The following is a 25,739-nucleotide window of genomic DNA, read 5'->3' on the forward strand; positions in this document are numbered from 1 at the left end:
CGTGCTCACTCCCCGCACCCCCCGCCGCGCCGCCGCCCCCGCCCGGCCCCTCCCCGACCCCCTGGAGCCGCTCCGTGACCGCACAGCTCACCGCCCTTGACGTCACCAAGGCCTACGACGGCCGCACCGTCCTCGACTCCGTCACCTGCTCCGTGCCCGCCGGCAGCCGCCTGGGCATCGTCGGAGAGAACGGTTCCGGCAAGTCCACCCTGCTGCGCCTCCTCGCCGGAGCGGAGCGCCCCGACCGCGGCGAGGTCATCGCCCGCGCCGATGGCGGCATCGGGCACCTCCCCCAGGAGGAGCACCTCCCGCCGCACCTGACCGTCCGGCAGGTCGTCGACCGCGCCTTGGCCGAACTCCGCACCATGGAGCGGGACATGCGCCGCCTGGAGGCGCGCATGGCCGAAGGCGCCGGCGACGAACCCGCCGTGCTCTCCGCGTACGCCGACCTCCTCACCGCCTTCGAACTGCGCGGCGGCTACGAGGCCGGCGCCCGCCTCGAACGCGCCCTGCACGGCCTCGGCCTGGCGGGACTCCCCCGGGACCGCGCCGTCGGCGGCCTCTCCGGCGGCGAGCAGGTCCGCCTCCGCCTGGCCGCCCTCCTCGCCGCGGGCCCCGAAGTCCTGCTGCTCGACGAGCCCACCAACCATCTCGACGGCTCCGCCCTCGCCTGGCTGGAGGACCACCTGCGCGCCCGCCGCGGCACCACGGTCGCCGTCTCCCACGACCGCGCCTTCCTCGAACGGGTCGCCACCGCCCTGCTGGAGGTCGACGGCGACCGGCACACCGCCACCCGCCACGGCACCGGCTACGCCGGCTACCTCGCGCAGCGCGCCGCCGACCGGCAGCGCCGCGCCGACGCGCACCGGCAGTGGGCCGAGGAGGTGGCCCGGCTGCGCGAGACGGCCGCGACCACCGCCCGCCGCGTCGCCCCGGGCAGGGCGGTCAAGGACGGGAACAAGATGGCCTACGACCGGGCCGCCGGCCGGGTGCAGCAGTCCCTGGCGAGCCGGGTCCGCAATGCCGAGGAGCGCCTCGCGCGGCTGCTCGCCCGCCCGGTGCCCGCCCCGCCCGACCCGCTGTCCTTCACCCCGGCCCTGCCCCGCGGCGCCGGCCGGCCGGGCGAGCTGCTGCGCGCCGAAGCGGTGCACGTCGCCAGGCGGCTGTCGCCGGTCTGCCTCACGGTCGGCGCCGGCGCCCGCCTCCTCGTTACCGGACCGAACGGGGCCGGCAAGAGCACCCTCCTCGGCGTCCTCGCCGGCACGGTGCCCGCGGACGGCGGGCGCGTGCACCGGTACGGCCGGACCGGCCTCCTGGCCCAGCACGCGCCTGCCGGGCCGCGGGGGCGCACCCTGCTCGCCGCGTACGCGGACGGCCGCCCCGGCACGGCCGAGGAGCACGCCGAGCGGCTGCTGGCGCTCGGCCTGTTCCACCGGGACCGGCTGCACGTGCCCGCCGCATCCCTGTCGGCGGGGCAGCGGCAGCGGCTGGCGCTCGCCCGGCTCCTCGCCGAACCGGCGGACGTCCTCCTGCTGGACGAGCCGACGAACCACCTCTCCCCCGCGCTGGCCGAGGAGTTGGAGGAGGCACTGGCCTCCTTCGCCGGAGCGGTGGTCCTCGTGAGCCACGACCGGGCGCTGCACGCCCGCTGGCGCGGCGACCGACTCGAACTCGCCCCTGCCGCGCCCGGCTTCACCGCCGCCCCGCCTGCCGCCCGTGCCGCCGCGCGGCCCGGGCGCCGCCTGCGCGAGCCGATGGCCCGGCCGGCGTGAACCCGGCGGGCCGTCCGCATCCGTACGGCCCGCCGGAACGTCCGCCCGGGCGCGTCCGCCCGTACCGAGCCGAAGGGAAGCCGCCCTGCACCGGACCACCGCAGCCCGCACCGCAACCGCCCCCGCAACCGTCCCCCGCCCCGAGGAGGGCTCGCCCCGCATGGCCTCCCCCCGTCTGCGCACCTTCCCCGTCTCCGATCCCGCGGCCGGCCCCTACGCGCTCGCCGCCGGCCCCGACGGCGCCCTGTGGTGCACCCTCGTCCACGCCGGGCGGATCGCCCGGCTGCCCGCCGCCGGGCTCTCGGGCGGCGGCCCGGCCGCGGTCGAGGAGTTCCCGCTCGACGACGCCGGCTGCGGGCCCTCGCTGATCACCGCGGGCCCGGACGGCGCCCTGTGGTTCACCCGCATGCGGGACGACCGCATCGGCCGCATCTCCACCGACGGCTGCGTCCGCTCCTTCCCCCTCCCCGCCGCGGGCCGGGGGCCTGCCGCCGCTCCGTACGGCATCGCCGCGGGCGCCGACGGGGCGCTCTGGTTCACCCTGTCCGCGGCCGGGCGGATCGGGCGGATCACCACCGGCGGCGAGGTCGCCGAGTTCCCGCTGCCGCAGGCCGACGCCTTCCCCGCCTTCATCGCCGCCGGGCCGGACGGGGCGCTCTGGTTCACCCTCCACCGGGCCGGCGCCGTCGGCCGGATCACCACCGGCGGCGACCTCTCCGTGTACCCGCTGCCGGATCCGGACTGCGGACCGGTCGGTCTGACGGCCGGCTCCGACGGCGCCCTGTGGTTCACCGAGATCGCCGCCGGCCGGATCGGGCGCATCACCACCGGCGGCGAGGTCAGGGAGTTCCTGCTGCCCGATCCGGGCTGCCGGCCGCACGCCGTCACCGCCGGCCCGGACGGCGCGTACTGGTTCACCGAGTGGGCGACGGGCCGCATCGGCCGGCTCTCTCCCGAGGGCCGGGCGGCCGCGTACGAGCTGCCCGGCACCGGCAGCGAGCCGCACGGCCTGGCCTTCGGAGCGGACGGCGCCCTGTACGCGGCCCTGGAGCACGGCGCGATCGCCCGCCTCGACCCGGCCGGAGCGTGAGGCGCGGCCGGGTCACCCGTCGACCGGCGGGCGGGCCCCGGTCACTCCTGCGGGTGGTGGCGCGCAACCTCTCCCCCGCTGCGCTGTTGCACTGCATGCACGGGCAACAGCAACCCCCACTACGAACAGGAACACGATGCTCAAGAAGGCCGCCAACACGGTCGTCGTCGCCGCCTCCCTCCTCGGCGCGGGCGCCGCTCTGGCCACCCCGGCCATGGCCATCGGCAACGACAACGGCATCAACACCGTGAACGGCAACAACGCCGCGCAGATCTACGGCAACCAGAAGACCGAGGGCGCGATGAGCCCGCAGGCCTCCCTGGTGCAGGGCTCGCTCAACAAGCCGTGCCTCGGCGTGCCGGTGAAGGTGAACGCGCAGTCGCTGGTCGCCATCCTGGCCAACGTCGGCGTCCAGGACGTCAACGTCCTGTCCAACCCGATGAACCAGCAGTGCGCCGAGAACTCCACCCAGGCCAAGGGCGACGAGTCCCTCTCGCACATCCTCAGCAACATCCCCGTCCTCTCCGGCAACCTCTCCGCCGGCAGCTGAGGCGCGCCCACCGCGCACCCGGCCCCGGTCCCGCCCCGCACCACGCGGGGCCGGGGCCGGGGCCGGCCGCCGTCAGGGGGCGTGGCCGTCCTCGCGGGCCCGGTGGGCCAGGTCGATCTTCGTGTAGGCGGGGCGGCCCGCCTCCCGGTACTTCTCCTTCACCCGGTCCAGGTAGAACTTGGCCGTGTTGGGGCTGATGCCGGCGCGGCGGGCCGTCGCCTTGAGGGTCAGCCCGGAGGCGTAGTACCGCAGCACCTCCAGCTCCCGGGGGGCCAGCCTGGGGCGGTCGGCGGCCGTGTCGTGGACCCACGCGAAGGCCAGTTCGGGCGAGTGAGCCGTGCCGCCCGCGGCCACGGCGGCGACGGCCTCGACCAGGGTCGGCAGGTCGTGGTCCTTGGTGAGGTAGCCGTCGGCGCCCGCGGCGACCGCGGAGACGATCCGGGGGCGGTCCGCGACCGTGCTGATGACCAGGACCCGGGGGCCGGCCGCCCGGACCCGGCGCACGTTGTCCTCCGGTACGGAGCCGTCGCGCAGGAGGAGGTCGAGGAGCACCACCTCGGCGGTGCGGCCCGGCCCGGCGAGGAGGTCCCCGACGGTGGGGACCGCGGCGAGCAGCCGCAGCCGGTCTGTCCCGGCCAGCCAGGAGCGCAGTCCGTCCAGCAGCATCCGGTCGTCGTCGACCGCCGCCACCGTGACCGCGCCGGTCACCGCGCCGTCCACCCGCACCCCCGCAAACGAACCCCCCGGTGGTATACCCCCCTGAATGGGCGGGTACCGGGTGATCAGTTGATCTCGCTACCTTCAGGGCGTCAAGAAGGTCTTGAGACAGGAGAGATCACGTGACCGGCAAGTCTGTTCGGTGGGGCGGGGGCGGTCTGCTGGCCGCGCTCGCAGGCCTGTTCGTCCTGCTCCTTCCGGCGCCGGCCTCGGCGTCGGCCTCCGCGGACCCGGGGGTGTACTACACCACCAGCTTCCGCAGCGCCTACACGTACACCCTGAAGCCGCCGAGCGGGAAGTGCCTCGACATGCAGGGCGGCGGACGGCCCGCTCCGGGGAAGGTCATCCAGACGTTCGACTGCAAGACCGCCCTGCACCAGCGGTTCACGTTCCACCAGGGCGGCAACGGCACCTTTGCGATCGGCATCTTCGGGGTGTACTGCCTCACGCCGCAGGGCGGCGCGGTCCCCGGTGCGCCGCTCGTCGTCGGCACCGGCAGCGGCTGCGGTGTCTTCACCTGGCGCAACTCCCCGGTCGCCGGGGACCGCTGGGAGCTCGTCGAGGCGACCTCGGGCCAGTGCCTGCGGGACACCGGCCGGCGGTCCCCCGTGGTGCTGGGCGCCTGCGGGGCCGGCGAGTCCGCCTGGAGCCCCGTCTACGCGGGGGTCTACAACTACGACCAGTTCGGCCGGGCGGCCGCGGCCTGAATCCGGTGAACGGCGGCGCGGCACGGCGGGTTTCGACCCCGCCGTGCCGCGCCCTGCCGTCCGGGTCCTGTGCCCGGCGCGTCGTCAGCCGCGCCGGACGGCGGCCTTGCCGCCGGCCAGGTGCCATTCGCGGTTGAGCGCGCCGAGCGGGATGCGCCGTTCGAAGATCGGCGTGCCGAACAGCGACAGCTGGAGCTGGAGGTTGCCGCTCAGGTCGAAGCCGCCGTACAGCGCCCAGGCGCCGCCGGCCGATGCCTTGCCGTCGCTGGAGACGGCGGCCTTCACGTCTCCCTCGCCGCGCAGGTAGGGGGCGAACTCGGCGGAGACGCCGACGGCCCCGTACAGGCCGACTGCGGCCTCGGCGCCGAGCGCGGCCTTGACCTTGCCGGCGGCGGCGACCTCGGCCGTCACCGGGGTGCTCTCCACCTTCGAGGTGCTGACCGGGGTCCAGCCCTTGCCGGATGCGTAGCTGCCGCCGACGCGGAAGTCTCCCTTGACGTCCTGCTTGACCTCCAGCGTGACGCGGCCGTCGGCCTCCACCTGGATGAAGCAGGTCAGGTCGAGGTTGACGACGACGGGCACCGGGCCGACCTGGATGACGGGAGCGCTGTGCAGCTTGGCGAACGGGATCCGCTTCGGGCCGCCGGTGGTCGCGGCCGCGTGTCCCTTGAGGCTCCACTGCGAGGCCCAGTCGCCGCTCAAGCCGAGGAAGGCGCCGCGCGGGCCGGTGCCGCCGGAGCCGTCGTAGGCGAACTCGACGGTGGGCGCGAGCCGGACGAACCCGGACACCGAGGCGCCCGCGGAGACGGGGGCGCCGGGGGCGGTCTCGATGGGGGCGTTCACGTCGAGGCGCAGGTTGCCCAGGGGCAGCTTGGCGCCCTCGGGGCCGAACTTCAGGCCCTGGCTCTTGGCCCAGGAGAAGGTGACGCCCTTCATCAGCGGTTCGACCGTGACGGTGGACGGGTCGACGGGGACCTTGCCGTCGGCCTTGTCGTCGTTGAGGACGGCGGACAGGGTCGTCGGGGCGGTCTTGACCTCGATGCCGCGGTCGGTCTTGCGGCCGACCTCGGTGACCTTCGCGAGGAGGCCGTCCGGGGCTCCGGGGACGGGGGCGCTGGCGATGACGTCGCCGACGGCGACGGGCTTGTCCGGCGCGGCGGAGCTGCTCGGGGAGCCGCCGGGCGAGGGCGTTTCCTGGGCGGGGGCGGACCCCTTGGGGTCCTTCGACGGGGCGGGCGCCTTGGGCGGCGCGGGGGCTATGACGGCCTTTCCGGTCGCCTTGTCGAAGGAGGCCACCTTCAGCGCGGCCTTCTCCGGGGTGCCCTTGCCGGCGCCGACGCGGGCCATGCCTGCGGAGGCGGGCTCGTCCTGCGGGGCCGCGGCGACCTCGAGCTGCCGGGTGCCGTCGGCGACGGGGGCCGGGGCGGCGGGCAGTCCGAGGGAGGTGGGGGGAGCCGCGGGGGGCTGGGGTGCCGAGGAGCAGCCGGTGGCGGTGAGCGCCAGGGTCGTGAGGCCAGGGAGCAGGAGCCGTCTGGCGAGAATGCGCACGTACGTAGGACCTTCTGGTTGGGGGGAGTTGCGCTACCGGCAAGTAACGTGCGGCGCATCATGCCAGGCATGTCCATCACAAACGTCGGTATCCGGCCATCACGGGCGTACCGGGAGATCGACGGCGCGTGTCCCGGGCGCCGCGGTCTGTTACCCCCGAACGGCATCGAAGGCGTCCCTGCTCGGGTAAGCCCTTGCCGGACAAGGGCGTTGCTGCCGTCGGCTGCCGCGGGCGATGCCGGGAACGGTGCGGCGGGGAGGGCGGGCAGGTCGGCGGGATCGGTTCCGCGGGTGGTCGGGATCGCGGCCGCCCGTGTCCGGAAGTGAGCGGTGCGGTCTCGGTACGGGGCGCGGGGCGGCGCGTCAGTCGCCGGGCAGGCGGGAGCGCAGCAGCAGGAGCGCGATGTCGTCGGTCACGGGCACCCGGCCGCGGGCGTGGCGGAGGAGGTCGTCCGCGACGGCTTCGAGTGGCCGGTCCCCCGCGGCGCGGGCGAGGTGGGCCGCGACGCCGGCGATGGTCTCCTCGATGTCGAGGGCCGGGCTCTCGACCAGCCCGTCGGTGTAGAACGCGAGCAGGCATCCCGGCTCGAAGGGGATCTCGGCAGCCGTGTACCCGGCGTCGGGGTCGATGCCGAGCAGCAGCCCGGGCGGGAGGGCCACGACCTCCGCGGTCCCGTCGGCGCGGCGCAGCAGCGGCGGCGGGTGCCCGGCGGTGGCCAGGCGGGCCCGGTGGCGGCCGAGGTCGATGTGCGCGTACAGGCAGCTGGTGAACAGGCCGGGCTCCAGGTCGGTGAGCAGCCGGTTGGTACGGGCGAGGACCTCGGCGGGCGGGGCGCCGGCCGAGGCGTGCACGGCGGTGCGGACCTGGCCCATGAGGGCGGCGGCGCCGACGTTGTGGCCCTGGACGTCGCCGATCGCGGCGGCGGCCGTCGTGCCGTCGATGTGGATCAGGTCGTAGAAGTCGCCGCCGATGTCCAGGCCGTGCCCGGCGGGCAGGTAGCGGGCGGCCACCTCCAGGCGGGGGACGTACGGCAGGTCGTGGGGCAGCAGCCCGGTCTGGAGGCTGCGGGCCAGCTGGTAGGCCGAGTCGTAGAGCCGGGCGCGCTCCAGGGCCTGGGCGATCAGGCCCGCTATCGAGGTGAGGACGGCCTTCTCGCCGGCGGCGAAGGGCCGGGGGCGGGAGTACGCGAGCACGAGGCAGCCCACCGGCCGGTTCGAGGTGATGAGCGGGACGAAGCCCCAGGCCCCCATCCCGTCCTCGATGTCGGAGCCGGGGTAGGCGGCCCGCAGTGCGGCCGGACTCTCGAAGAAGAGCGGGGTGCGGGTGCGGATGACCTCGGTCGTCGCGCTCTCGGCGGTGACGGGCAGGCCGTCGTAGCGGGTCATGAGCTCGTCCGTGTAGCCGCGGTGGCCGACGATCCGCAGCCGCCGCTCCTCCTCGACGAGCAGGGCCATGGCCTGCGCGCCGAGGGCGGGCACCAGCTGGTCGGCCGCCTTGTCGACGACGTCCTGGGCGTGCGCGGCCTCGGTGAGACTGGCCGCCAGGTGCATCAGCTGGTAGAGGGCGGTGGCACGGCTCGGGCCGGGCGCCACGCTCTGCTCCGGGCTCGGCCCGGACGCCGTGGGCGGGCGGGCGGCGTCCGCGGCCGGCCCGGAGCGGGCGGGTGCGGACGCAGGCGGCGGTTCGACGGCCTCGTCGGGACCGAGGGCGCCCGCGGCGGACGCGGCAGGCACGCCGCCGGCGGTGATCCGGACGCTGATGCCCGAGTCGTCCGGGTGGAGGTCGAAGCGCACCCGGTGGCCGGCCGGGTGCACGGCGGTGAAGCTGCGCGGCAGCCGGCTCATCACGGCCGCCCGGTAGTGCTCCTCGATCGCGGGGGTGTCCATCCAGGGCAGGGCCTCCCACGGCAGCGCGCCGACGAGCCGCCGGCCCGGGGAGCCCAGCAGGTCGGCCGCCTCCTGCGTGATGAAGGTGATCCTCCCGTTCAGGTCCAGCGCGCAGCTCCCGCCGGGCAGCCGCCGGATGAAGGCCATGGCGGCGGCCGCCTCGACGGGTCCCGGGGTGGGCGGCGGCCGCGGCGCCAGGATGACCGGGTGGGCGGCCGCGCGGACCGGGTGGCCCTCCCCGGCGGATCGGCGCAGGATGCCGGCCAGGCGCGCGCACCCGGCCGCGAGGGCCTGCCTCTCGCGCTCGGCGAGCTCGGGCCCGTGGGAGCCGGGCCACAGCATGACCAGGCCGGCGCCCGCCGCCGCGCCCGCCTCGGGGTCGGTGTCGAGCGGGGTGGCGGCGAGGGAGAAGCGGTAGGGGACGACGAGGCCGAGGCGCGGGTACCGGCTCGCCGTCTCCTCCCGGCCGCCCAGCCACACCAGCCGCCGCTCGCGGACCGCGTCCGCGACAGGGATGGGGTCCCGCAGCGCGACCCGCGACCAGGGGACAGCGAATTCGCGGGCCACGCCGATCGTCAGCGCGAGGTGCAGCATGCCCTGCGCGGGGGCCGGCAGGTACAGCATGCCGATCGACGCGCCGGCCGCGGCGCGGAGGTCGAGCAGCGCCTCGCCCAGCCGCCGGTGGCCGGCACCGGGGTCCCGCGCCGGTGTGTCTCCCACGTGACCATGGTGGCCCAAGGCCGGCCCTTCGCGCGCTCCGGGCACGGCCGGGCGGCGGGCGCGCGGCGGGCGGGCGGCGGGCGGGCGGCGGGCGGCGGGCGGGCGGGCACGGTCGGGGCGGCCGTACGGGGGACCGGGGTCAGGAGCGGGCTGCGAAGGCCTTCGTGAAGGCCAGCGGCTCCTGGAGAATGGAGGAGCAGGTGGCGTCGGCCTGGTTCTTGGCGCCGCCGGGGCACTGCTTGTCCCGGGCCCCCGACCACATGGAGAGCCAGCCCAGTCCCTTGGCGCGGGCGAAGTCGGCGAGCTGTCCGGCGTCCTCGACGGTGAATATCTCGGTCACCACGTCGTTGACGCCGATCATCGGCGTCACGGCGACCTTCTTCCACGCCTCGGCGTCGGACAGCCCGAACACGCCCTTGACCTGCGCCTGGGTCGCCGTGGCCGCCTGGACGGCGTAGTCGCCCATGTCGCCGCTGTACGCCGGCCCGTAGTCCATGGCCATGACGTTGACGGCGGAGACGGCCACGCCGTTGCGCCTGGCGTCGGCGAGGAGGTCGACTCCGGGCTGGGTCAGCCCCTCCGGCATGACGGGCAGGGTGAAGGAGACGTCGAGCCCGGGGTGCTTCTTCTGCAGGAGCGCGACGGCCTGGGCGCGCCGCGTGTTGGCGGCCTTGTCGGGCAGGGCCGCGCCCTCCACGTCGAAGTCGGCCTTGGTGAGCCCGTACGCCTCGACGACCTTGCCGTACGCGGCCGCGAGCTCGGCCGCAGAGGAGCAGGTGAGGGCGAGCTCGGAGCCGGCGGCGCCGCCGAAGGACACGCGGACGTCGCCGCCCTTGGCGCGCAGGGCCGCGATCTGGGAGGCGACGCGGTCGGAGCCGAGGGCGGTGGTGCCGCCCCACATCGGGTTGCAGCCGCCGCCCGAGGTGACGAAGGCCAGGTTGAACTCCTTGACCCCGGTCTGGTCGGCGGTGGCGAGGAGGTCGTACGCCGGGTACAGCGAGGTGTCCACGTACGGCGCGAACCGGGCGCCCGTGCCGCCGGGCGGGCGGCCGGTGGAGGTGGCGGTGGGCTTCGGGGCGGGGGCGGTGGGCGAGGCCGTGGCCGTCGGGCCGGTCGTCGGCCGGGTGGTGGGGGCGGCGGTGGCCGTGGGGGCGGTGGTGGGGCGGCCGCTGGGGCTGGGTGCCGGGCCGGTGCCGGGGCCGCACTTGACCTTGTTGATCAGGCACCCCGTGGGGTTGCCGGGGGTGCTCTGGGCCGCGGTGACGAATCCGACGGTGGTGGAGGCTCCGGGGGCGAGGCCCCCGGTGGCCCAGCGGGGCGGCTTGACGGTGACGCGGCTGCCGCTGACGGTCTGTTCGCCGTTCCAGAGGGAGGAGAGGGCCGTGCCGGCGGGCAGGTCGAACTCCAGGGTCCAGTCCTTCAGGGTCTCCCGGCCGGTGTTGGTGATGACGTACTGGCCGGTGTAGCCGGTGGACCAGCTGCTGGACCGGGTGAAGGCGGCGCCCGCCGAGGCGGCCTGGGCGGTGCCGGTCAGGGCGAGCGCGGTGCCGCCGACGGCTGCCGTCAGGGCGAGCGCGCCGGCCGCCTTGGCCTTGCCGCCGAGCCTGCGGCGGTGTGAGTTCCGGGTCATGACTGCCTGCCTCATCGGTGCGGGGACGGGGGGGACGGGGCAGCACGCTAGCGAGCCGGAACCGGGCAGAACGCCTGTCCGGGCCCCGCTGCCCCGATCTTGAGGCGGGCTTAAGGAAGGGATCGGGAAGGGTTAACGGGGCACGGGCGCCGGCCACGCACGGTAGGCGGCCGTGCACCCGTCAGGACGAAATACGTAGGCCCATCCGCCCATATGACGATCCTTCTCATCAAGGGCGGCGGGCTGCCGTCCGAAAAGCCGGAGGACCAACCGCCTCGTCGAGGAGACGTGCATGATCCCTGGGCGCACCCCCCGGCCCTCCTTCGGCCCTCTTCCGGGCCGCGGCACCTGGCTCAGGGGCGGCGCGCTCGCGTCGCTCGCCCTCGTGCTGACGGGGCTCACGAGTCCTACGGCCGCGGTCGTGCCGCGCGCCGCCGCCCCCCTCGCCGGCACGCCGGCGGCCCCGGGAGACGAGGGCCCCTGCCCCGAAGGCGCACCGCTCGGGCCCGGTGCGGCGGCTGCCCGGCCGGGGCAGGCCGGTCCGCCGCCGGGCGGCGTGGACGAGGCGCCCCCCGACTACCTCGCGGCCGACGTGCTGGGCCGGTACACGGAGAGCCGGCAGCAGCCTGCGGCGGTCGCGCAGCAGACGGCGGCAGGGGACGACCGCACCGGGTGCCGCAGGGGCCCCACGGGGCCGGTGGGGCCGAAGGGCCCGGCCGGACCGAAGGGGCCGGCGGGCCCGACGGGTCCGACGGGTCCGGCCGGGCCGGCGGGCCCTGCCGGAGACGACGGCGTGGACGGGCAGGACGGCCTGGACGGGACACCGGGGGCGACGGGCGCCACAGGCATCCCAGGCGTCACCGGGGCCACAGGCGCGACCGGCGCGACCGGCGCGACCGGCACCACAGGCATCCCAGGCGCCACCGGGGCCACAGGGGCCACCGGCGAAACGGGGCTGCAGGGCGCCACGGGAGCCACCGGCCCCACCGGGGCAGCGGGTGAAGCAGGGGCTGCGGGGGCCGCCGGACCCGCCGGCCCGACCGGAGCCACCGGAGCCACCGGTGCGACCGGCGGGACAGGGGCCCCGGGCGCCACGGGCGCCACCGGGGCCACGGGCGCGACCGGAGCCACGGGCGCGACCGGGGCCGCCGGGCCGTGTTCCGACATCGACAGCTACGCCCCGTCGCGCGCGGAGGGGTTCCACGCGGTGCTCACGGACGGCACCGCCTTCGCGGGGCGGGCGGTTCCCTTCGGTGGTCCTGTCATCGCCTGGCAGGACCTGACGAACCCCGTCGCCGTCGGCACGGACCCCGCCAACCCCGGCTATCCGGCCGGCGCCTGTGCCATCGGCATCGAGGCCCAGGGCGATGACGCCTACGTCAACGTCGTCACGGCAGCCGGCGCGGTCTGGCAGACGCACGGCGATGTCAACGGGGCGGGCTTCGTCTGGGACGAGCCCTGGGTGCAGCGGACGACCCCGGCCCCGGTGGTCCGGCGCGGCCTGAAGCCGTCGGGACCACACGGCTGACGCCCGGCGGGGCGCCGAAGCGCCGCCCCCGGCCGGTCCCGTCGTCCCGCCGCCCCGACCCGCTCAGGTGCGGGCCGGGGCCGGTTCGGGCTGGCTCGGCGGGCCCTGCCTCAGCTCGGCGAGCAGTTCGTTCCGCCCGGCCAGCATCTCGGTCAGGATGCGGCGGGCGGCCCGCAGCAGGTCGGCGACGTCGCCGCCGGCCAGGGCGTAGGTGACCGTGGAGCCCTCGCGGGTGGACACCACGATCCCCGAGCGCCGCAGGACGGCCAGCTGCTGGGAGAGGCTGGACGCCTCGATGTCGATCTGGGCGAGCAGTTCACGGACGGGCATCGGCCCGCCCTGCAGGAGTTCGAGGACCCGGATGCGGACCGGGTGGCCGAGCATCCGGAAGAACTCGGCCTTCGCCTGGTACAGCGGCACCTGCATACCCACGACGCTCCTGCTGCTCCTCGGACCGTGGCCGCGCCCCGCCCGGCGCGGCCTCCCCACCATCGTCGCGTCCCGCCGACCCGCGCGCACCCGAAGTTGACCGGTTTCGGATGTGTGGACTTGAAGATGTCTTCAAGTCGTGGGCATGCGTGGGCCGGTGGGAACGCGCCGCTAGAGCTCCAGTTCCGCCTCGATGCGGCGGAGCTGGTGGCGGGCCATCGCCAGGTTGGACTTGCCCTTGTCCAGCACCAGGTAGAGGAACAGGCCCGCGCCGCTGCGGCTGCGCAGCAGCCTGATCAGGTGGTACTGGCCGCCGAGCGTGATGAGCACGTCCTCCAGGTCGTCCTGGAGCCCGAGCATCTCCATCGTGCGGACCTTCGCCCGGATCACGTCCGTGTTCCCCGCCGCGGCGACCGTCAGGTCCAGCTCCTTGCCGCCGCCGAGGGTTCCCAGGGCCATACCGCTGGTGTAGTCCACCAGCGCCGCCCCGAGCGCACCGTCGATCGCGGTCATCGCTTCCTTCAGCGAAACTTCCACGTTGGCCATGGCCGTCCTCCGTCGTACTGCTTTCGCCGTTCATCCGGCGCCGGATCTTCCGTGACGGGACGCTACCGATCCTGCGGCGGCGTACGGGCGGATCCGTGAATTCGGCTCAAAACCAACGCCTGTTGGGTACGGTGGACGGTCCTGCTGATCACCGTCAGGCAGCGAGCGCGGCCGGCCCGTCGAGGTGCGCCGCGGCCGTCCGCCAGGCTTCGGTGACGGCCCGGCGGGCCTGCCGGGTGCGGGCGGCGCTGTCGCCGGTGAGGCCGACCGGCGCCCCCACGTGGACGTGGAGGCCGGGGCGGCGCAGGGGCGCGGTGGCCAGGCCGGCGATCTGCTTGGCCGCGCTGCCGGAGGTCACGCGCCGGGCGCCGGCCTGCCCGAGCGGGACGACGGGCGCGCCGGTGCGCTCGGCCAGCCGGGCGAGTCCGCTGCGGAAGGCGCCGGGCGCGGCCTCGCCGGCGTCCGGGCGGGCGGGGATGCCTCCCTCGGCGTACATGAGGACGAGCCTGCCGCGCTCCAGGGCGGCTTCGGCCAGGTCCAGGGCGTCGGCGGCGCTGCGGTGGCCGCGGCGGACGGGGATGTGCCCCTCGCGGACGAGGAGCGGGCCGAGGACGGGAATCCGCCACAGTCCGGCGGCGGCCATCACGACCGGTTCGACGCCGAGGCGGCGCAGGGCCGCGAGGACGACGGCCGGGTCGGCGAGGGAGGTGTGGTTGGCGGCGATGATGCTGCCCGGCGCGAGGTGGGCCCCGGTGTGCGTGGTCACGGACAGGCGTCCGAACGCGGGCACGAGGGTGTCGGCGAGGCGGCTGAGCATGGCGGTTCTCCGTTCTCCACCGCGGTGTTCCCCACCGCGTGCCGCCATGGTCGGCGGCGGGCGGTGCCCGGGGCATGAGCGGTCGTACTCAGGACGGCCCGGCGCGGTACCCATCCGCGGCGGGCCGTGCCGCGGCGCATGCTCATGCAGCGGAGGCAGGCGGGCCCGGCGGTCTCCCGGGTGCGGGAGCGGGCCCGGTGCTGCACTCTGGGCAAGGATCACCCTGCGCGCCCCTCCGGGCGGCGGGTTGAGCGGGAGGACTCGGGCTATGGCCGGTCCTGGGCCGGCGGGAAGCGGGACTTCCATGGCTGAGCGATTGAAGCGGTCCGGGCTGGTCGGCGAACTCTCCGCCGAATTCGCCGGGACCATGGTTCTCATCCTGTTCGGTTGCGGCGTGGTCGCGCAGGTCGTCGCCGGCGGGGCCCTGACGGATCCCGCGGGCGGCCTCGGCGACCACGACAGCATTGCCTGGGCGTGGGGCCTCGGCGTCACCCTCGGCGTGTACGTGGCCGCGCGCCTGAGCGGCGCGCACATCAACCCGGCGGTGACGGTGGCGCTCGCGGTCTTCAAGGGGTTCCCGTGGAAGAAGGTCGCCCCCTACGCCGTCGCGCAGACGGCGGGCGCCTTCGTGGCCGCGCTGCTGGTCCGCTGGAACTACTCCGAGGCCCTGGCAGCGGCGGACCCGGGGCACACCATCAAGACGCAGGGTGTCTTCTCCACCCTCCCGGCGAACGGCAACACGAACCTGCCGGTGTACGAGTGGGGGGCCTTCCGCGACCAGATCATCGGCACCGCGATCCTGATGCTGCTGGTCCTCGCGGTCACGGACCTGTTCAACACCCCGCCGGGCGCGAACCTGGCGCCGTTCGTCATCGGCCTGATCGTCGTGGCGATCGGCATGGCCTGGGGCACCAACGCGGGCTACGCGATCAACCCGGCCCGCGACTTCGGGCCGCGGCTCGCGAGCTTCCTCACGGGCTACGGCGGGGCCTGGCGGGACCAGTACGGCAACCTCTACTTCTGGGTGCCGATCGCCGGCCCGCTGATCGGAGCCGTCGTCGGCGGGGCCTTCTACAAGTTCTTCGTCGGCCGTTACCTGCCGACCGCCGAACCGGAACCCCCCGGCCGCATGCCGGTCCCGGAGGAGTGACCCGGCACCGGCCCGGCCCCACCCTGTCCCTACGAGAGGCGGCACCCATGGCGGACTTCGTCGGCGCGGTGGACCAGGGAACCACCAGCACCCGTTTCATGATCTTCGACCACGGCGGGAACGAGGTGGCGAAGCACCAGTTGGAGCACGCGCAGATCCTGCCCCGCCCCGGATGGGTCGAGCACGACCCGGTGGAGATCTGGGAGCGCACCAACTCGGTGATCCAGAACGCGCTGCGGCACGGCGGCCTCGCCCCGGAGGACCTCGCGGCCATCGGCATCACCAACCAGCGCGAGACCACCGTCGTGTGGGACCCGCGGAGCGGCCGCCCGTACTACAACGCGATCGTGTGGCAGGACACCCGCACCGACGCGATCGCGGCCGCGCTGGAGCGGTCCGGCCGGGGCGAGGTGATCCGCCGGAAGGCCGGGCTGCCGCCGGCGACGTACTTCTCGGGCGGGAAGATCCAGTGGATCCTGGAGAACGTCGACGGTGTGCGCGAGGCGGCGGAACAGGGCCACGCCCTGTTCGGGAACACCGACTGCTGGGTGCTGTGGAACCTGACCGGCGGCCCCGACGGCGGCGTCCACGCCACCGACGTCACCAACGCCAGCCGCACGATGCTGATGAACCTGGAGACGCTCGACTGGGACGACGAACTCCTGGGCTTCTTCGGCGTCCCGCGGGCGATGCTCCCCGCGATCAACGCCTCCTCGCACCCCGAGGCGTACGGGACGACCCGCACCTCCCGCCCGCTGCGCGCGGCCGTCCCGATCACCGGTGTGCTCGGCGACCAGCAGGCGGCCACCGTGGGCCAGGTCTGCTTCGCGCCGGGCGAGGCGAAGAACACGTACGGCACCGGGAACTTCCTGGTGCTGAACACCGGCACGGAGCTGGTGCGCTCCCGGCACGGGCTGCTGACGACCGTCGCCTACCGGTTCGGCGACAGTCCCGCCGTGTACGCGCTGGAGGGGTCCATCGCGGTCACCGGGTCCGCGGTGCAGTGGCTGCGCGACCAGATGAAGATCATCACGAGCGCGGCGGAGAGCGAGCGGCTCGCGGCGGCGGTCGAGGACAGCGGCGGGATGTACTTCGTGCCCGCCTTCTCCGGCCTGTTCGCCCCGTACTGGCGGTCGGACGCGCGCGGCGCGATCGTCGGACTCGCCCGCTACCACACCAACGAGCACCTGGCGCGGGCGACGCTGGAGGCGATCTGCTACCAGAGCCGCGACGTCGTCGAGGCGATGGAGCAGGACTCCGGCGTCCATCTGGACGTGCTGAAGGTCGACGGCGGCGTCACCGCCAACGACCTGTGCATGCAGATCCAGGCCGACGTCCTCGGCGTCCCGGTGAGCCGCCCCGTCGTGGCCGAGACCACCGCGCTGGGCGCCGCGTACGCGGCCGGCCTCGCCACCGGCTTCTGGCGGGACGGCGACGAACTGCGCACGCACTGGCAGGAGTCGAAGCGCTGGGAGCCGCAGTGGTCGGAGGACCGGCGGGCGGAGGGCTACGCGGGCTGGAAGAAGGCGGTGGAGCGCACCCTGGACTGGGCCACGGTCGACTAGCGCTGTGGCCGGCCGTGGCCAGGGCAGGCACCGGGCGTGCCTGCTCTTTGGCGCCCGGCGGGGAACGAGGCACGCGGGCGGCGGTGTTCCGGCTGCCCGGTGCGGGCGTGGGGGCGCCGGCGGTGCTGTGCGCCGAGGCCGGGCTTGTCGAAGGAGGCGGGGGCGGGAACGTCGATGCGGCCCGCCCCGGGCCCGGACCGCCTCTGACAGGGGGTTTTCACGGCTGTCCGATGACAGTCGTCACCCGGGCGGCGACCGCTCGGGCCGGGGCGCGGGCGGGCCGGGGGTCCGGCACTCCGCGGGGCAGCGGCAGGCGCTGCTGGGGCTGGCGGGGGCGGAGCTCGTCGCGGCGTTCCTCCTGTCCTCGGTGCTGCCCCCGGCGCTCCGCACGGCACACGGGGTGCTGCTGGAGGGCGTACTGGTGCTCGGCTTCGTGGGAGCGGCGGCTGCACTGTGGCGTGCGGGGCACCAGGTCACCGGGGAGCGGCTGGTGCTGCGTACCGGCCTGTACGGGGAGGTGAGCGTGCCGCGCGGGGCGGTCGGCTCCGTGGGGGCGGCGCTGCGGAGCGTTCCGGGGCGCGGTCCGCGTCCTGTGCCGGGCGACCCGGCCGCGGTGGCGTGTTCGGCCGAGGAGACGGTGAACGTCGCCGTCCGCCTGCGCCGGCCGGTCCGGCTGGACCTCGGGGACGCGGGGGTGGTGATGGCGCAGACGCTGTACGCCGGCGCTGATTCCGTGCCGGAGTTCCGGGCCGCGGTCATGCCCGAGGGGCGGTAGCCGCAGGGCGGGACGTCCGCCGGGCGGCTCGGGGATGCGGGTGGTTTCACCGCCGCATCACCTCTACCCATGACCTGTCACATGTGAAATATTACCTGCGCTTCTGCATGCCCCACCCAGTGAAAGGGCCGCCACGTTGCGCAGACTCGCCGTGGTGGCAGCGTCGATATCGCTCGCGCTGCTCACCACCCCCGCCCTCGCCGCATCCGCACCCCCTCCCCCGCCACCCGGCGCCCGGGCCGAGCACGCCGCCGCCCCGCCCCCCGCCCCGCTGGAGCGGGAGCGCCAGGCCCTGCGCCGCCAGGCACTCGAGGGCATCGCCGCCGGCGGGGCCGCCGGGCTCCGCGAGCAGCGGCGCCCGGGCACCGTGCCCCGGCAGGCCAAGGTCGGCGACCGGTACGTCGAACTCGCCCGGGAGCGCACGGACAAGGTCTTCGTCATCCTCGCCGAGTTCGGCGACCAGGTGGACACGACGACCGAGTTCGAGGGCAAGCCCCGCTTCGGCGGCACCCCCGGGCCCCGCCACAACACGATCGGCAAGCCGTCCCGCGAGGACAACCACACCCTGTGGCGGAAGGACTTCGACCGCGCCTACTACCAGGAGCAGTTCTTCTCCACCGAGCCGCGGTCGGCGTCCGTGCGGGCCTACTACCGCCTCCAGTCCTCGGGGCGCTACGACATGGACGGGCACGTCACCGACTGGGTGCGGCTCCCCTGGAACGAAGCCCGCTACGGCACCGACAACTGCTCCGAGCCGGGCCAGTGCCGCACCAACTGGGACATGGTCCGCGACGCCACCGCCGCCTGGTACGACGCGGAGCGCGCGAAGGGCCGTACGCCGCAGCAGATCAGGGCGCAGCTCGCCGAGTACGACGTGTGGGACCGCTACGACGCCGACCGCGACGGCAACTTCGACGAGCCGGACGGCTACCTCGACCACCTGGTGATCGTGCACGCCGGCAAGGACCAGACGTGGGGCGGCGGCGCCCAGGGCGAGGACGCCGTCTGGGCGCACCGCTGGTTCGCGTACTGGGACCGGGCCGGCAGTGCCGGGCCCGACGGCAACAAGGCGGGCGGCACGCCCGTCGGCGACAGCGGCATCTGGGCGGGCGACTACCTGACGGGCGGCGAGAACAGCGGCGCCGGCCTGTTCGCCCACGAGTACGGCCACGACCTGGGCCTGCCCGACCTGTACAGCTCGGACGGCGACAACAGCGTCAACTTCTGGTCGCTGATGTCCTCCGGCTCGTACCTCGCCAAGGGCCGCAACACCACCGGCGCGTTCCCCGGCGACCTCGACCCGTGGAGCAAGCTCCAGCTGGGCTGGCTCGACTACACGGAGGCGGACGCGGGCCGCAGGACGCGCGCCGTGCTCGGCGTGTCCGGCTACCACACCGGGGACCCGCAGGCGCTGCTCGTGCACCTGCCGCCGTCGGTGACGCGCACCGAGCTGGCCGACCCGTACGAGGGCGCGAGCCAGTGGTGGAGCGGCACCGGGGACCTCATGGACAACACCCTGGACAGGACGGTCGACCTGACGGCGGCGGCGGGGCGGCCGGCCCGGCTGGATGCGCGCGTCTGGTACAACATCGAGCAGGACTTCGACTTCCTGACGGTGGAGGCCTCCACCGACGGCGGCGCGGTGTGGACCGCCCTGTCCGGCACGGTCGGCGGGGTGCCGGTCCCCGCGAAGGGCGTATCCGGCACCTCGGGCGGCTGGGCGGAACTGTCCGTCCCGCTGGACCGGTTCGCGGGCACGTCCTTCCGGCTGCGGCTGCGGGTGACCTCCGACGGCAACACGCACGGCAGGGGCGTCGCGTTCGACGACATCCGGATCACGGCGGACGGCCGCGAGGTGCTGCACGACGGCGCGGAGCAGGGCGCCAACGGCTGGACGGCGGTCAAGTGGTCGCGTACGGAGGGGCGTACGGGCAGTGCGGAGCACCCGCGCGCGTACCTGGTCGAGAACCGCCGCCACACCGGGTACGGGGCGTACCTGAAAACGGGCCCGTACAACTTCGGGTTCACCGGCGACCGGGTGGAGTTCTACCCGTACCAGCAGGGCGTGCTGATCTGGCTGTGGGACACGGCCTACAGCGACAACACCACGAAGGCGCACCCGGGCGCCGGCATGCTCCTGCCGGTCGACGCCCGGCCGGAGCCGCTGCGGCACGCGGACGGCTCGCTGCTGAACGCCCGGGCCCAGACGTTCGACGCGCCGTTCTCGCTGCGGGCCTCGGACCGGATCGTGCTCCACAAGGCGGGGGCGCGGACGGTGGTCCCGGCGCGGCCGGGCGTGCCGGTCTTCGACGACCGCCGCGGCTCGTACTGGCATCCGGACCTGCCGCAGGTCGGGGTGAAGGTGCCCGACACCGGGACGCGGATCGCGGTGGTGAAGGAGGCCGCCGGGGGCGCGCTGGCCACGGTGCAGGTCAGCCCGTCGCCCTGACGCCCTGACGGGAGCGGCCCGCCGGCCCTGACGAGTCGGCGGGCCGCCCGGCGGCGGGGGGTCGGGGTCAGGTGGTGAGCAGGCGGTCGAAGAAGGAGCGGTAGCGCCGGAAGGCCAGCCGGAGGTCCTCCGTGGCGACCTCCTCGCCGCTGCCCCACTGCTTCTCCAACTCCTCCTTGTGGGAGGCGAACGTGCCGGCGAGGTGCTGCATGACGGCTGCCACCAGCTCGTCCGCCGCGCGGACGGACTCCCGCGGGTCGTCGACGAAGTCGCTCTGGATGCGGCTCCACCGCTCGCGGAACTCCGCGGCCTCGGACTCCGGCATCAGCCGCTGGCCGCCGCCCCGGTCCGCGTCGGCGGTGTCGGCGGTGTCGGCGCGGGCGCCGGTTCCGGCCGCGGTACCGGCGTCCTCGGACTGGCCCTCGGCCTGGTCCTCGGACTTGCCCTCCGCCGGGTCCTCTGCCCTGTCCTCTGCCGTGTCCTCTGCCGTGTCCTCGTCCGCGGATCCGGGCAGCGGGGCGGCCTCGCCCGGGTAGGCCGGGGCGCCGCTCCCGGCGCCCGTGTCCGTGGCCGGTCCGCCGTGCGGCTGCGCCAGTTCCTCGGTGGTCAGCCCGCCGTACGACCGGCTCGTGTCGGCGGATCCGGTGCCTTCGTCGGCGGACCGGAAGTCGTCGGGGTCGCGTGTCGCGTGGTCGTTCATGGCTCCTCCGTCCGCTGCCGGCCCCCGGGGGCGACGAGGAGTTCGTCGAACAGGGCCCGGTAGTGCACCATCGCCCCGCGCAGTTCCTCCGTCGTCGCGTTTCCGGCGCCGCCGCGGATGTGTACGTCGTGGGCGCTGCGGTAGTGCTCCAGGGTGCGGCCGTGTTCCACCGACAGGTCCTGGAGCTGCTGCCGGTAGCCGTCGGTCGGGTAGCCGCGGTCCCGCATGACGCGGGTGACGAGGGAGTCGGCGTCGGCCACGGCCGTCTGCGGCTGGTCGACGAACCGCTCCTGGATCCGCCCCCAGTCCCGGGCGTACTGCTCCCGAGCCTCGGGCGGGAGTTCCCGGATCTCCAGGGAGTCGTGGCGCCGTTCGCGGCCCCGCAGCTCCTGCTCCGCGGACCTGCGGCCGCCCGACTGCTCGACCGTGCGGTCGTACTCGGGGCCGAACCGGCGCTGCAGACGGCGTCGGCGGGTCGCCATCCACACGCCTACGCCGATGAGGATCAGCACCAAGGCGCAGGCCACGATGATCACGACGAGGGTTTCCGTTGACATGGTGCCTCCATGGCCTTGCGTCGAAGCTCACGGCACCTGCCCCTGCCGGTTGCGGCGAAACGCGCCCGCCGCCCGTGTCCGGCGGCACCGGCCGGCGGCGGCCCCGTGTTTCCGGGCGGCCGGGCGGGGCAGGCGCGGCTCCGGGCGGGCGCGCCGTGCGAGCGCGCGGGCGCGGCTGCCGAGCCGGAGCGGCCCGAGAGGAGAGCACCCGTGAGGAAGCGTTCCGAAGCCGAGCCGACACGTCTGCCCGCCGTCCACCCGGCCCGTCAGAGCCGGGGCGGCCCGGCCGCGGCCCGGACCGGACGGGGGCGGCTGTGACCGGGGGCGCGGGGCGGGCCGCTCTGTTCGACATCGACGGCACCCTCACCGACACCAACCACCTGCACGTCGTGTGCTGGTGGGAGGCCCTGCGCCAGTCCGGGCACCGGGTGCCCATGGGAGCCGTGCACCGCGCGGTGGGCCTGCCCGGCGACGACCTGCTCGCGCACCTCCTCGGCCCCGGCGACGAGGAGGAGCGGGAGTGGATCGCCACCGCGCACGGCGTGCTGTATGCGACGTACTACGACCGGCTGCCCGCCCTGGACGGGGCCGCGGACCTGCTGCGCCGGCTCGCGGGCGACGGCTGGGAGGTCGTCCTGGTCACGTCGGCGTCGGGGGCCCAACTGGACGCGCTGCGGCGGGCGATCGGCGCGGACGACGCCATCACCGCCTGGACCAGCGCGGACGACGTGGAGCGCGGCAAGCCTCATCCGGAGCCCCTGCACCAGGCCCTCGGCCTCGCGGGTGTCGGGGCGGACCGGGCCGTGTTCGTCGGCGACACCGTGTGGGACATGCGGGCGGGCGTACGGGCGGGGGTGGCCCGGGTCGGCGTCCTGTCGGGCGGCATCCCCGCCGGGGATCTGCGGGCGGCCGGCGCCGAGGCCGTCTACGAGGGGCCGCGGGACGTGCTCACCGGTCTGGGGACGGGCCCCTTCGCCCGGCTGCCCTCCTCCGGCGGCTGAGGCCGGGACCGCCCCGGGGAGTCAGCGGGCCGGGCTGCGGGTGCGGAAGGTGTGCGAGGGCGTCGTCCCGTACGCCTGCCGGTAGGCGCTCGCGAAGCGTCCTGCGTGCGCGAAGCCCCACCGGGCGGCGATCGCGGTGACGGTCAGGCCGTCGCCCGGCTCCGCGGCCTGGAGTTCGGCGTGTACGTGCGCCAGCCGCACCCGCCGCAGGTAGCCGAGCGGGGTGGTGTCGGCGTGCCGGGCGAAGGCGTACTGGAGTGCGCGGGGCGTGACGGGCACGGCGGCCGCGATCTCCGCGAGGCCGATGTCGGTGTCGGCGTTGCTCTCGATGAAGGCGATGGCGCGGCGCAGCGTGCCGGAGGTGGCGTCCCGGCCGTCCCGCGGCCGCGGAGGCCCCTCCAGACAGCCGAGTGCGTTGTTCGGGAACACGCTCAGGGCGGTCGCCGCCAGCAGCCGGGCCGATTCCCCGAGCACCAGCGGCGAGGCGGCCGCCTCCGGGACGAGGAGGGTGCTGTGGACGAACTCGGCGGTGCGCTGCCATGTCCCCGCCCGCGCCGCGTCGAGCGGGAGCAGTCCGGTGAACCGTACGGTGCCCCCCGCGGGGAGGGGGCCGGCCTGCCGGGCGGCGGCGCGGACCAGCGCCCAGGGCACGGTGACGGTGCGCAGCCGGATGTCCTCGGTGCGGGCGGTGCGGGCGCTGCCGAGGCGGCCGCCGAGGAAGACCTGGCCGGCGGCGAGCCGGTACTCGTCGGGCCCGTCGCGCAGCTCGGCCCGGCCGGCCCGTACCACGGCGACGACCAGGCAGCCGGGCGGGCCGGAGGTGACGTGCAGCCGGCCGGGCAGATCGATCTCGCCGCCGGCGAATGCGCCGGTGTCGGTGTGGACCAGGCGGTAGGGGGCCCCGGGCGGGGCCGGCGCGCACATGCGGAGCCGGGATCCGTAGGCCTCCTCCAGGAAGGCGCGGGCGGCTTCGGGGCTGCTCGCCGCGTACCGGCGGCACCCGGGTTCGGGGGTCAGGGGCATCGGATCCCTCCCTCCCGTCCGCATCGCATCCCCAGCCCGTCCGCCGGGGGGCTTCGCCCGGGCCGGACGCGGGAGCTCGTACCGGCCCGAGCACGGGGTGTCGGAACTCCTGCCCGTGTCCGCCCCGTTTCCCCGGCTCCCCTCCGCCTCGGTGAGGGGGTCGAGGCGCAACACCTATCCCATGGACCGGCCCCACCGCCATCGCCCGGCGGCAGGGCGGCCGGGCTGAGTTTCGCGCACCGGCCCGAGTCTCCCGCCCGCTGCCGGGACCCGGCCGAATGTATCCGGATAACGAAGAGCACCTGCACATCACCCGGTCGGATCAGCCGTGGGTGGGCGCTTTTGACGCGGCCGGAGGCTCAGGGGCAGAAAGAAGCCACCGCCGTGGGCCCGCACCGGGCGCGGGCGGGACAGGCGGTGGCGGGCCGGGCGGGCCGGCCGTGGCGGGTGCGCAACTCCCCCGAGTCCGAGCTGCGCACCCGGGCCGGCCGCGCGGGCCGGTCAGGTCGTCAGGCGGCTGTTGACGCCCTCGCGGCCGTCCGCCTCGTCCTCGTTGAACCAGTAGTCGCCCGCGGCGAGGTAGCGGAACTGGTGCACCCGCTGCGCCTCCAGCCGCACGGTGACGGCGCGGTTCCCGTCCGCCCGGGGGGTCAGCCGGTGGGTACCGGGCGTCCAGCCGTTGAAGTCGCCGACGACGCTGACGTCGCCCGCGGGCTCCTCGGGCGGGAGGACGAACGTCACCTCGGTGCGGTTCTTGCGAGCGGTGCGCTCCAGCACGAGCGCTCCTTCCTCTGGGGGTGGTACCGGGACATGGCGCCGGGGCGGCCGACTGGCGGGCGGCCGCCCCGGCCGTGCGGCCCTCAAGGTGTACCCCGGGGCCGGCGCCGTGCGCGGGAGGCGACACGCCCGGGCGGGCCGGATCGTTTCGCTCTGCGGACCCCCTGGGGCCGCGGGCCCGCGTGCGCCGGGGACCGTCCGCGAAGCGAAATCCATGCGCCGCTCACCCGGACGGCCGACTCCGGCGCAAGGTTTCGCCTGGGGGCTCCCCGTACACGGCGGCGTACGCGTTCGAGAACAACGCGGGCCGCCCCCACCCCCACCGGGCGGCGACGGCCGCGACCGCGGCCGGGACGCCGGCGGCGGACCCGGCGGCGAGGTCGGCGTGCGCCCGCATCAGGCGCACGCGCCTCAGGTAGGCGCGGGGCGTGGTGCCGACGGCGGCGGCGAACGCCGCGTGCAGTACGCGGGGCGGGACTCCGGCCGCGGCGGCCATGTCCGACGGGCCGACGGCCCGGTCGGCGTGGTCGTGCGCGAACTCCGCGGCGCGGCGCAGGACGGCCGGGCCGACGCGCCCCGCCCCCGGTGCGAGGGGGTCGGGGCGGGTGCGGAACCCGGGGAAGGCCTCCAGGGCGACGGCCGCGAGGAGGCGGGCCGCGGCGTCCCTCACGAGGGGCGTGCCGGGGCCGGTGGCGGCGGGGCCGCTGTCCAGCAGGCTCCAGGCGTAGCGGACGGCGGCGCGCCAGCGGGCGGTCTCGGCGGGCGCGTCGGCGGTGTGCAGGCCGGGCGGGATGGGCGCGTCGGGCGGCAGTCCGGCGACGTCGCGCAGCAGCCCGGGGTGGAGGACGGCGGCGCGGGCGTGCATGTGCTCGACGGCGGTGCGCATGGGCGTGCCGGGCGCGGCGGCGAGGAGGACGCCGCCGGCGGCGTACGCGCCGGAGCGGCCGCAGTCGAGCCGCACCCGGCCGCCGAGCACGTCGAGGACGAGAAGGTGGTCGAGCGGCTGCACGTCGTAGACGACCGAGGCGGCCAGGCGGCCTTGGTCCAGGCAGAGGGCGCCGGAGGTGCGCCGCTCGTGGTGGAAGACGGAGCCGCTGCGCGCGGCGGAGCCGAGGCGGACGGCGGTGCCGTACGCCTCGGCGAGGTAGGCGCGGGTCTCGTCGGCGGACGTGGTCCGGAAGAGGGTGCTGTGCACGGCATCCGCGACGGCCGCGGGGCCGTCCGGCGGGGTTGCGCGGTGCCGGGCGCCGTCGCCCGACCGGGTTAAGGCCCGGGGCCGGCCCGGCCCGTCGCGTCCCGGGCCGGGGCGGCCGCCGGTGCCGCCGCCGTCGCTGCCCGTCCCGGTCAGTCGCCCGGCATCGTCCCTGCGCTCCACGGGCCGCACCTTACTGGGCCGCGTGCGGGGGTACGGGCCGGATTCACCGGAACCGCGGTACGGGGGCGCCCGGCCGTCCCGGAAACGAAACTCCTTGCGCGGCTCCCGCGCCGGCGGGAGGGGCGGGTCACCGGGCCCGTGGGCGGGCGCGGGCGGGGTGTACGGGCGGGTCTGGCGGGTCGGCGGGCGCGGGGCGCTCCAGGGCCGTCGGCGGGCCGGGGCCCGCGTTGGCGGCGGCATACCGCTCGGGGTCGGCCGGGGGCGCCGTGGAGCCGGTGCCGCGGCGGGAGGGGGCGCCGGGCGGGCGCCCGTGCTCGTCGACCATGGCGCCCTCGTCGGGGAGCTGGAGCGGCGCCGGGCCGGCCTCGCGCGTGCGGGCGGGACTCCCGTCTGCCGTGTCTGCCGTGTCTGCCGTGTCCATGGTCC

23 protein-coding genes are annotated in these 25,739 nt (G+C 75.8%); 10 read left to right on the top strand and 13 right to left on the bottom strand.

Annotation, left to right across the window (positions count from 1 at the left end; translation table 11 throughout):
* The first annotated feature begins 74 nt into the window (after positions 1-74).
* From C0216_RS17305 to C0216_RS17315, 3 genes are all read left to right on the top strand, one after another.
* The gene (locus tag C0216_RS17305; RefSeq protein ID WP_114056156.1) at positions 75-1,772 is read left to right on the top strand and encodes an ABC-F family ATP-binding cassette domain-containing protein; all 1,698 of its coding nucleotides are present in this window, start codon (positions 75-77) and stop codon (positions 1,770-1,772) included.
* A 160-nt stretch (positions 1,773-1,932) separates the two neighbouring features.
* Complete coding sequence (locus C0216_RS17310; RefSeq protein ID WP_114056157.1) at positions 1,933-2,862, top strand: virginiamycin B lyase family protein; 930 nt, start codon at positions 1,933-1,935, stop codon at positions 2,860-2,862.
* Positions 2,863-2,998: 136 nt separating this feature from the next.
* Entirely contained in the window at positions 2,999-3,412 is a 414-nt protein-coding gene (locus C0216_RS17315) for a rodlin (protein ID WP_114056158.1), read from the top strand.
* Between the two features lie 72 nt (positions 3,413-3,484).
* Here the strand turns inward: C0216_RS17315 and C0216_RS17320 are convergent, their stop codons facing one another.
* Positions 3,485-4,120: a LuxR C-terminal-related transcriptional regulator gene (locus C0216_RS17320; RefSeq protein ID WP_114058733.1), complete on the bottom strand. Its 636-nt coding sequence runs from the start codon at positions 4,118-4,120 to the stop codon at positions 3,485-3,487.
* Between the two features lie 131 nt (positions 4,121-4,251).
* Here C0216_RS17320 and C0216_RS17325 point away from each other — a divergent pair, with 131 nt between their 5' ends.
* Positions 4,252-4,836: an RICIN domain-containing protein gene (locus tag C0216_RS17325; protein WP_114056159.1), complete on the top strand. Its 585-nt coding sequence runs from the start codon at positions 4,252-4,254 to the stop codon at positions 4,834-4,836.
* 84 nt (positions 4,837-4,920) lie between these two features.
* Here the strand turns inward: C0216_RS17325 and C0216_RS17330 are convergent, their stop codons facing one another.
* The 3 genes from C0216_RS17330 to C0216_RS17340 form a co-directional block, all read right to left on the bottom strand.
* A complete protein-coding gene (locus C0216_RS17330) occupies positions 4,921-6,384 on the bottom strand; it encodes a hypothetical protein (protein WP_114056160.1) in 1,464 nt (487 codons plus the stop codon).
* Between the two features lie 363 nt (positions 6,385-6,747).
* Positions 6,748-8,991 (bottom strand): SpoIIE family protein phosphatase, encoded by a 2,244-nt coding sequence (locus tag C0216_RS35060; protein ID WP_162793247.1) that lies wholly within the window; start codon positions 8,989-8,991, stop codon positions 6,748-6,750.
* Between the two features lie 139 nt (positions 8,992-9,130).
* The gene (locus C0216_RS17340) at positions 9,131-10,621 is read right to left on the bottom strand and encodes a glycoside hydrolase family 18 protein (RefSeq protein WP_114056161.1); all 1,491 of its coding nucleotides are present in this window, start codon (positions 10,619-10,621) and stop codon (positions 9,131-9,133) included.
* Between the two features lie 292 nt (positions 10,622-10,913).
* Between C0216_RS17340 and C0216_RS33540 the strand changes: the two genes are divergently transcribed.
* On the top strand, positions 10,914-12,149 hold the full coding sequence (locus C0216_RS33540) for a hypothetical protein (RefSeq protein WP_162793248.1): 1,236 nt from the start codon (positions 10,914-10,916) through the stop codon (positions 12,147-12,149).
* Between the two features lie 63 nt (positions 12,150-12,212).
* On the opposite strand, the gene C0216_RS17350 is transcribed toward C0216_RS33540, so the two are convergent.
* The 3 genes from C0216_RS17350 to C0216_RS17360 form a co-directional block, all read right to left on the bottom strand.
* Positions 12,213-12,575 carry an ArsR/SmtB family transcription factor gene (locus tag C0216_RS17350; protein ID WP_114056162.1) on the bottom strand — a complete coding sequence of 121 codons (363 nt, stop codon included), beginning with the start codon at positions 12,573-12,575 and terminating at the stop codon, positions 12,213-12,215.
* 174 nt (positions 12,576-12,749) lie between these two features.
* Positions 12,750-13,124, bottom strand: coding sequence for a hypothetical protein (locus C0216_RS17355; RefSeq protein ID WP_114056163.1), 375 nt, complete (start codon positions 13,122-13,124; stop codon positions 12,750-12,752).
* 154 nt (positions 13,125-13,278) lie between these two features.
* A complete protein-coding gene (locus C0216_RS17360; RefSeq protein WP_114056164.1) occupies positions 13,279-13,941 on the bottom strand; it encodes a lysophospholipid acyltransferase family protein in 663 nt (220 codons plus the stop codon).
* Positions 13,942-14,245: 304 nt separating this feature from the next.
* Here C0216_RS17360 and C0216_RS17365 point away from each other — a divergent pair, with 304 nt between their 5' ends.
* From C0216_RS17365 to C0216_RS17380, 4 genes are all read left to right on the top strand, one after another.
* Positions 14,246-15,091 carry an MIP/aquaporin family protein gene (locus C0216_RS17365; RefSeq protein WP_114056165.1) on the top strand — a complete coding sequence of 282 codons (846 nt, stop codon included), beginning with the start codon at positions 14,246-14,248 and terminating at the stop codon, positions 15,089-15,091.
* A 47-nt stretch (positions 15,092-15,138) separates the two neighbouring features.
* Positions 15,139-16,656 carry a glycerol kinase GlpK gene (glpK, locus tag C0216_RS17370; RefSeq protein WP_114056166.1) on the top strand — a complete coding sequence of 506 codons (1,518 nt, stop codon included), beginning with the start codon at positions 15,139-15,141 and terminating at the stop codon, positions 16,654-16,656.
* Between the two features lie 367 nt (positions 16,657-17,023).
* Positions 17,024-17,431 (top strand): hypothetical protein, encoded by a 408-nt coding sequence (locus C0216_RS17375; RefSeq protein ID WP_114056167.1) that lies wholly within the window; start codon positions 17,024-17,026, stop codon positions 17,429-17,431.
* A gap of 154 nt (positions 17,432-17,585) precedes the next feature.
* On the top strand, positions 17,586-19,880 hold the full coding sequence (locus C0216_RS17380) for an immune inhibitor A domain-containing protein (protein WP_428985435.1): 2,295 nt from the start codon (positions 17,586-17,588) through the stop codon (positions 19,878-19,880).
* A 67-nt stretch (positions 19,881-19,947) separates the two neighbouring features.
* Here the strand turns inward: C0216_RS17380 and C0216_RS17385 are convergent, their stop codons facing one another.
* Together C0216_RS17385 and C0216_RS17390 are read right to left on the bottom strand one after the other, a co-directional pair.
* Positions 19,948-20,580, bottom strand: a complete 633-nt coding sequence (locus C0216_RS17385; RefSeq protein WP_246042593.1) for a hypothetical protein — start codon at positions 20,578-20,580, stop codon at positions 19,948-19,950.
* Positions 20,577-21,137 carry a hypothetical protein gene (locus tag C0216_RS17390; RefSeq protein ID WP_114056169.1) on the bottom strand — a complete coding sequence of 187 codons (561 nt, stop codon included), beginning with the start codon at positions 21,135-21,137 and terminating at the stop codon, positions 20,577-20,579. The genes C0216_RS17385 and C0216_RS17390 overlap by 4 nt, the downstream gene beginning before the upstream one ends.
* A gap of 314 nt (positions 21,138-21,451) precedes the next feature.
* Between C0216_RS17390 and C0216_RS17395 the strand changes: the two genes are divergently transcribed.
* Positions 21,452-22,138 (top strand): HAD family hydrolase, encoded by a 687-nt coding sequence (locus tag C0216_RS17395; protein ID WP_114056170.1) that lies wholly within the window; start codon positions 21,452-21,454, stop codon positions 22,136-22,138.
* Between the two features lie 21 nt (positions 22,139-22,159).
* Here the strand turns inward: C0216_RS17395 and C0216_RS17400 are convergent, their stop codons facing one another.
* The 4 genes from C0216_RS17400 to C0216_RS17415 form a co-directional block, all read right to left on the bottom strand.
* Positions 22,160-23,161, bottom strand: a complete 1,002-nt coding sequence (locus tag C0216_RS17400) for a helix-turn-helix transcriptional regulator (RefSeq protein WP_246042594.1) — start codon at positions 23,159-23,161, stop codon at positions 22,160-22,162.
* Positions 23,162-23,662: 501 nt separating this feature from the next.
* Complete coding sequence (locus tag C0216_RS17405; RefSeq protein WP_114056172.1) at positions 23,663-23,938, bottom strand: isoamylase early set domain-containing protein; 276 nt, start codon at positions 23,936-23,938, stop codon at positions 23,663-23,665.
* A 223-nt stretch (positions 23,939-24,161) separates the two neighbouring features.
* The gene (locus C0216_RS17410; RefSeq protein ID WP_162793249.1) at positions 24,162-25,133 is read right to left on the bottom strand and encodes a helix-turn-helix domain-containing protein; all 972 of its coding nucleotides are present in this window, start codon (positions 25,131-25,133) and stop codon (positions 24,162-24,164) included.
* Between the two features lie 307 nt (positions 25,134-25,440).
* Entirely contained in the window at positions 25,441-25,734 is a 294-nt protein-coding gene (locus C0216_RS17415; RefSeq protein WP_114056174.1) for a hypothetical protein, read from the bottom strand.
* Positions 25,735-25,739: the final 5 nt, after the last annotated feature.

It is taken from the genome of Streptomyces globosus, from assembly GCF_003325375.1.
In the GTDB taxonomy this organism is placed as follows: Bacteria; Actinomycetota; Actinomycetes; order Streptomycetales; family Streptomycetaceae; genus Streptomyces; species Streptomyces globosus_A.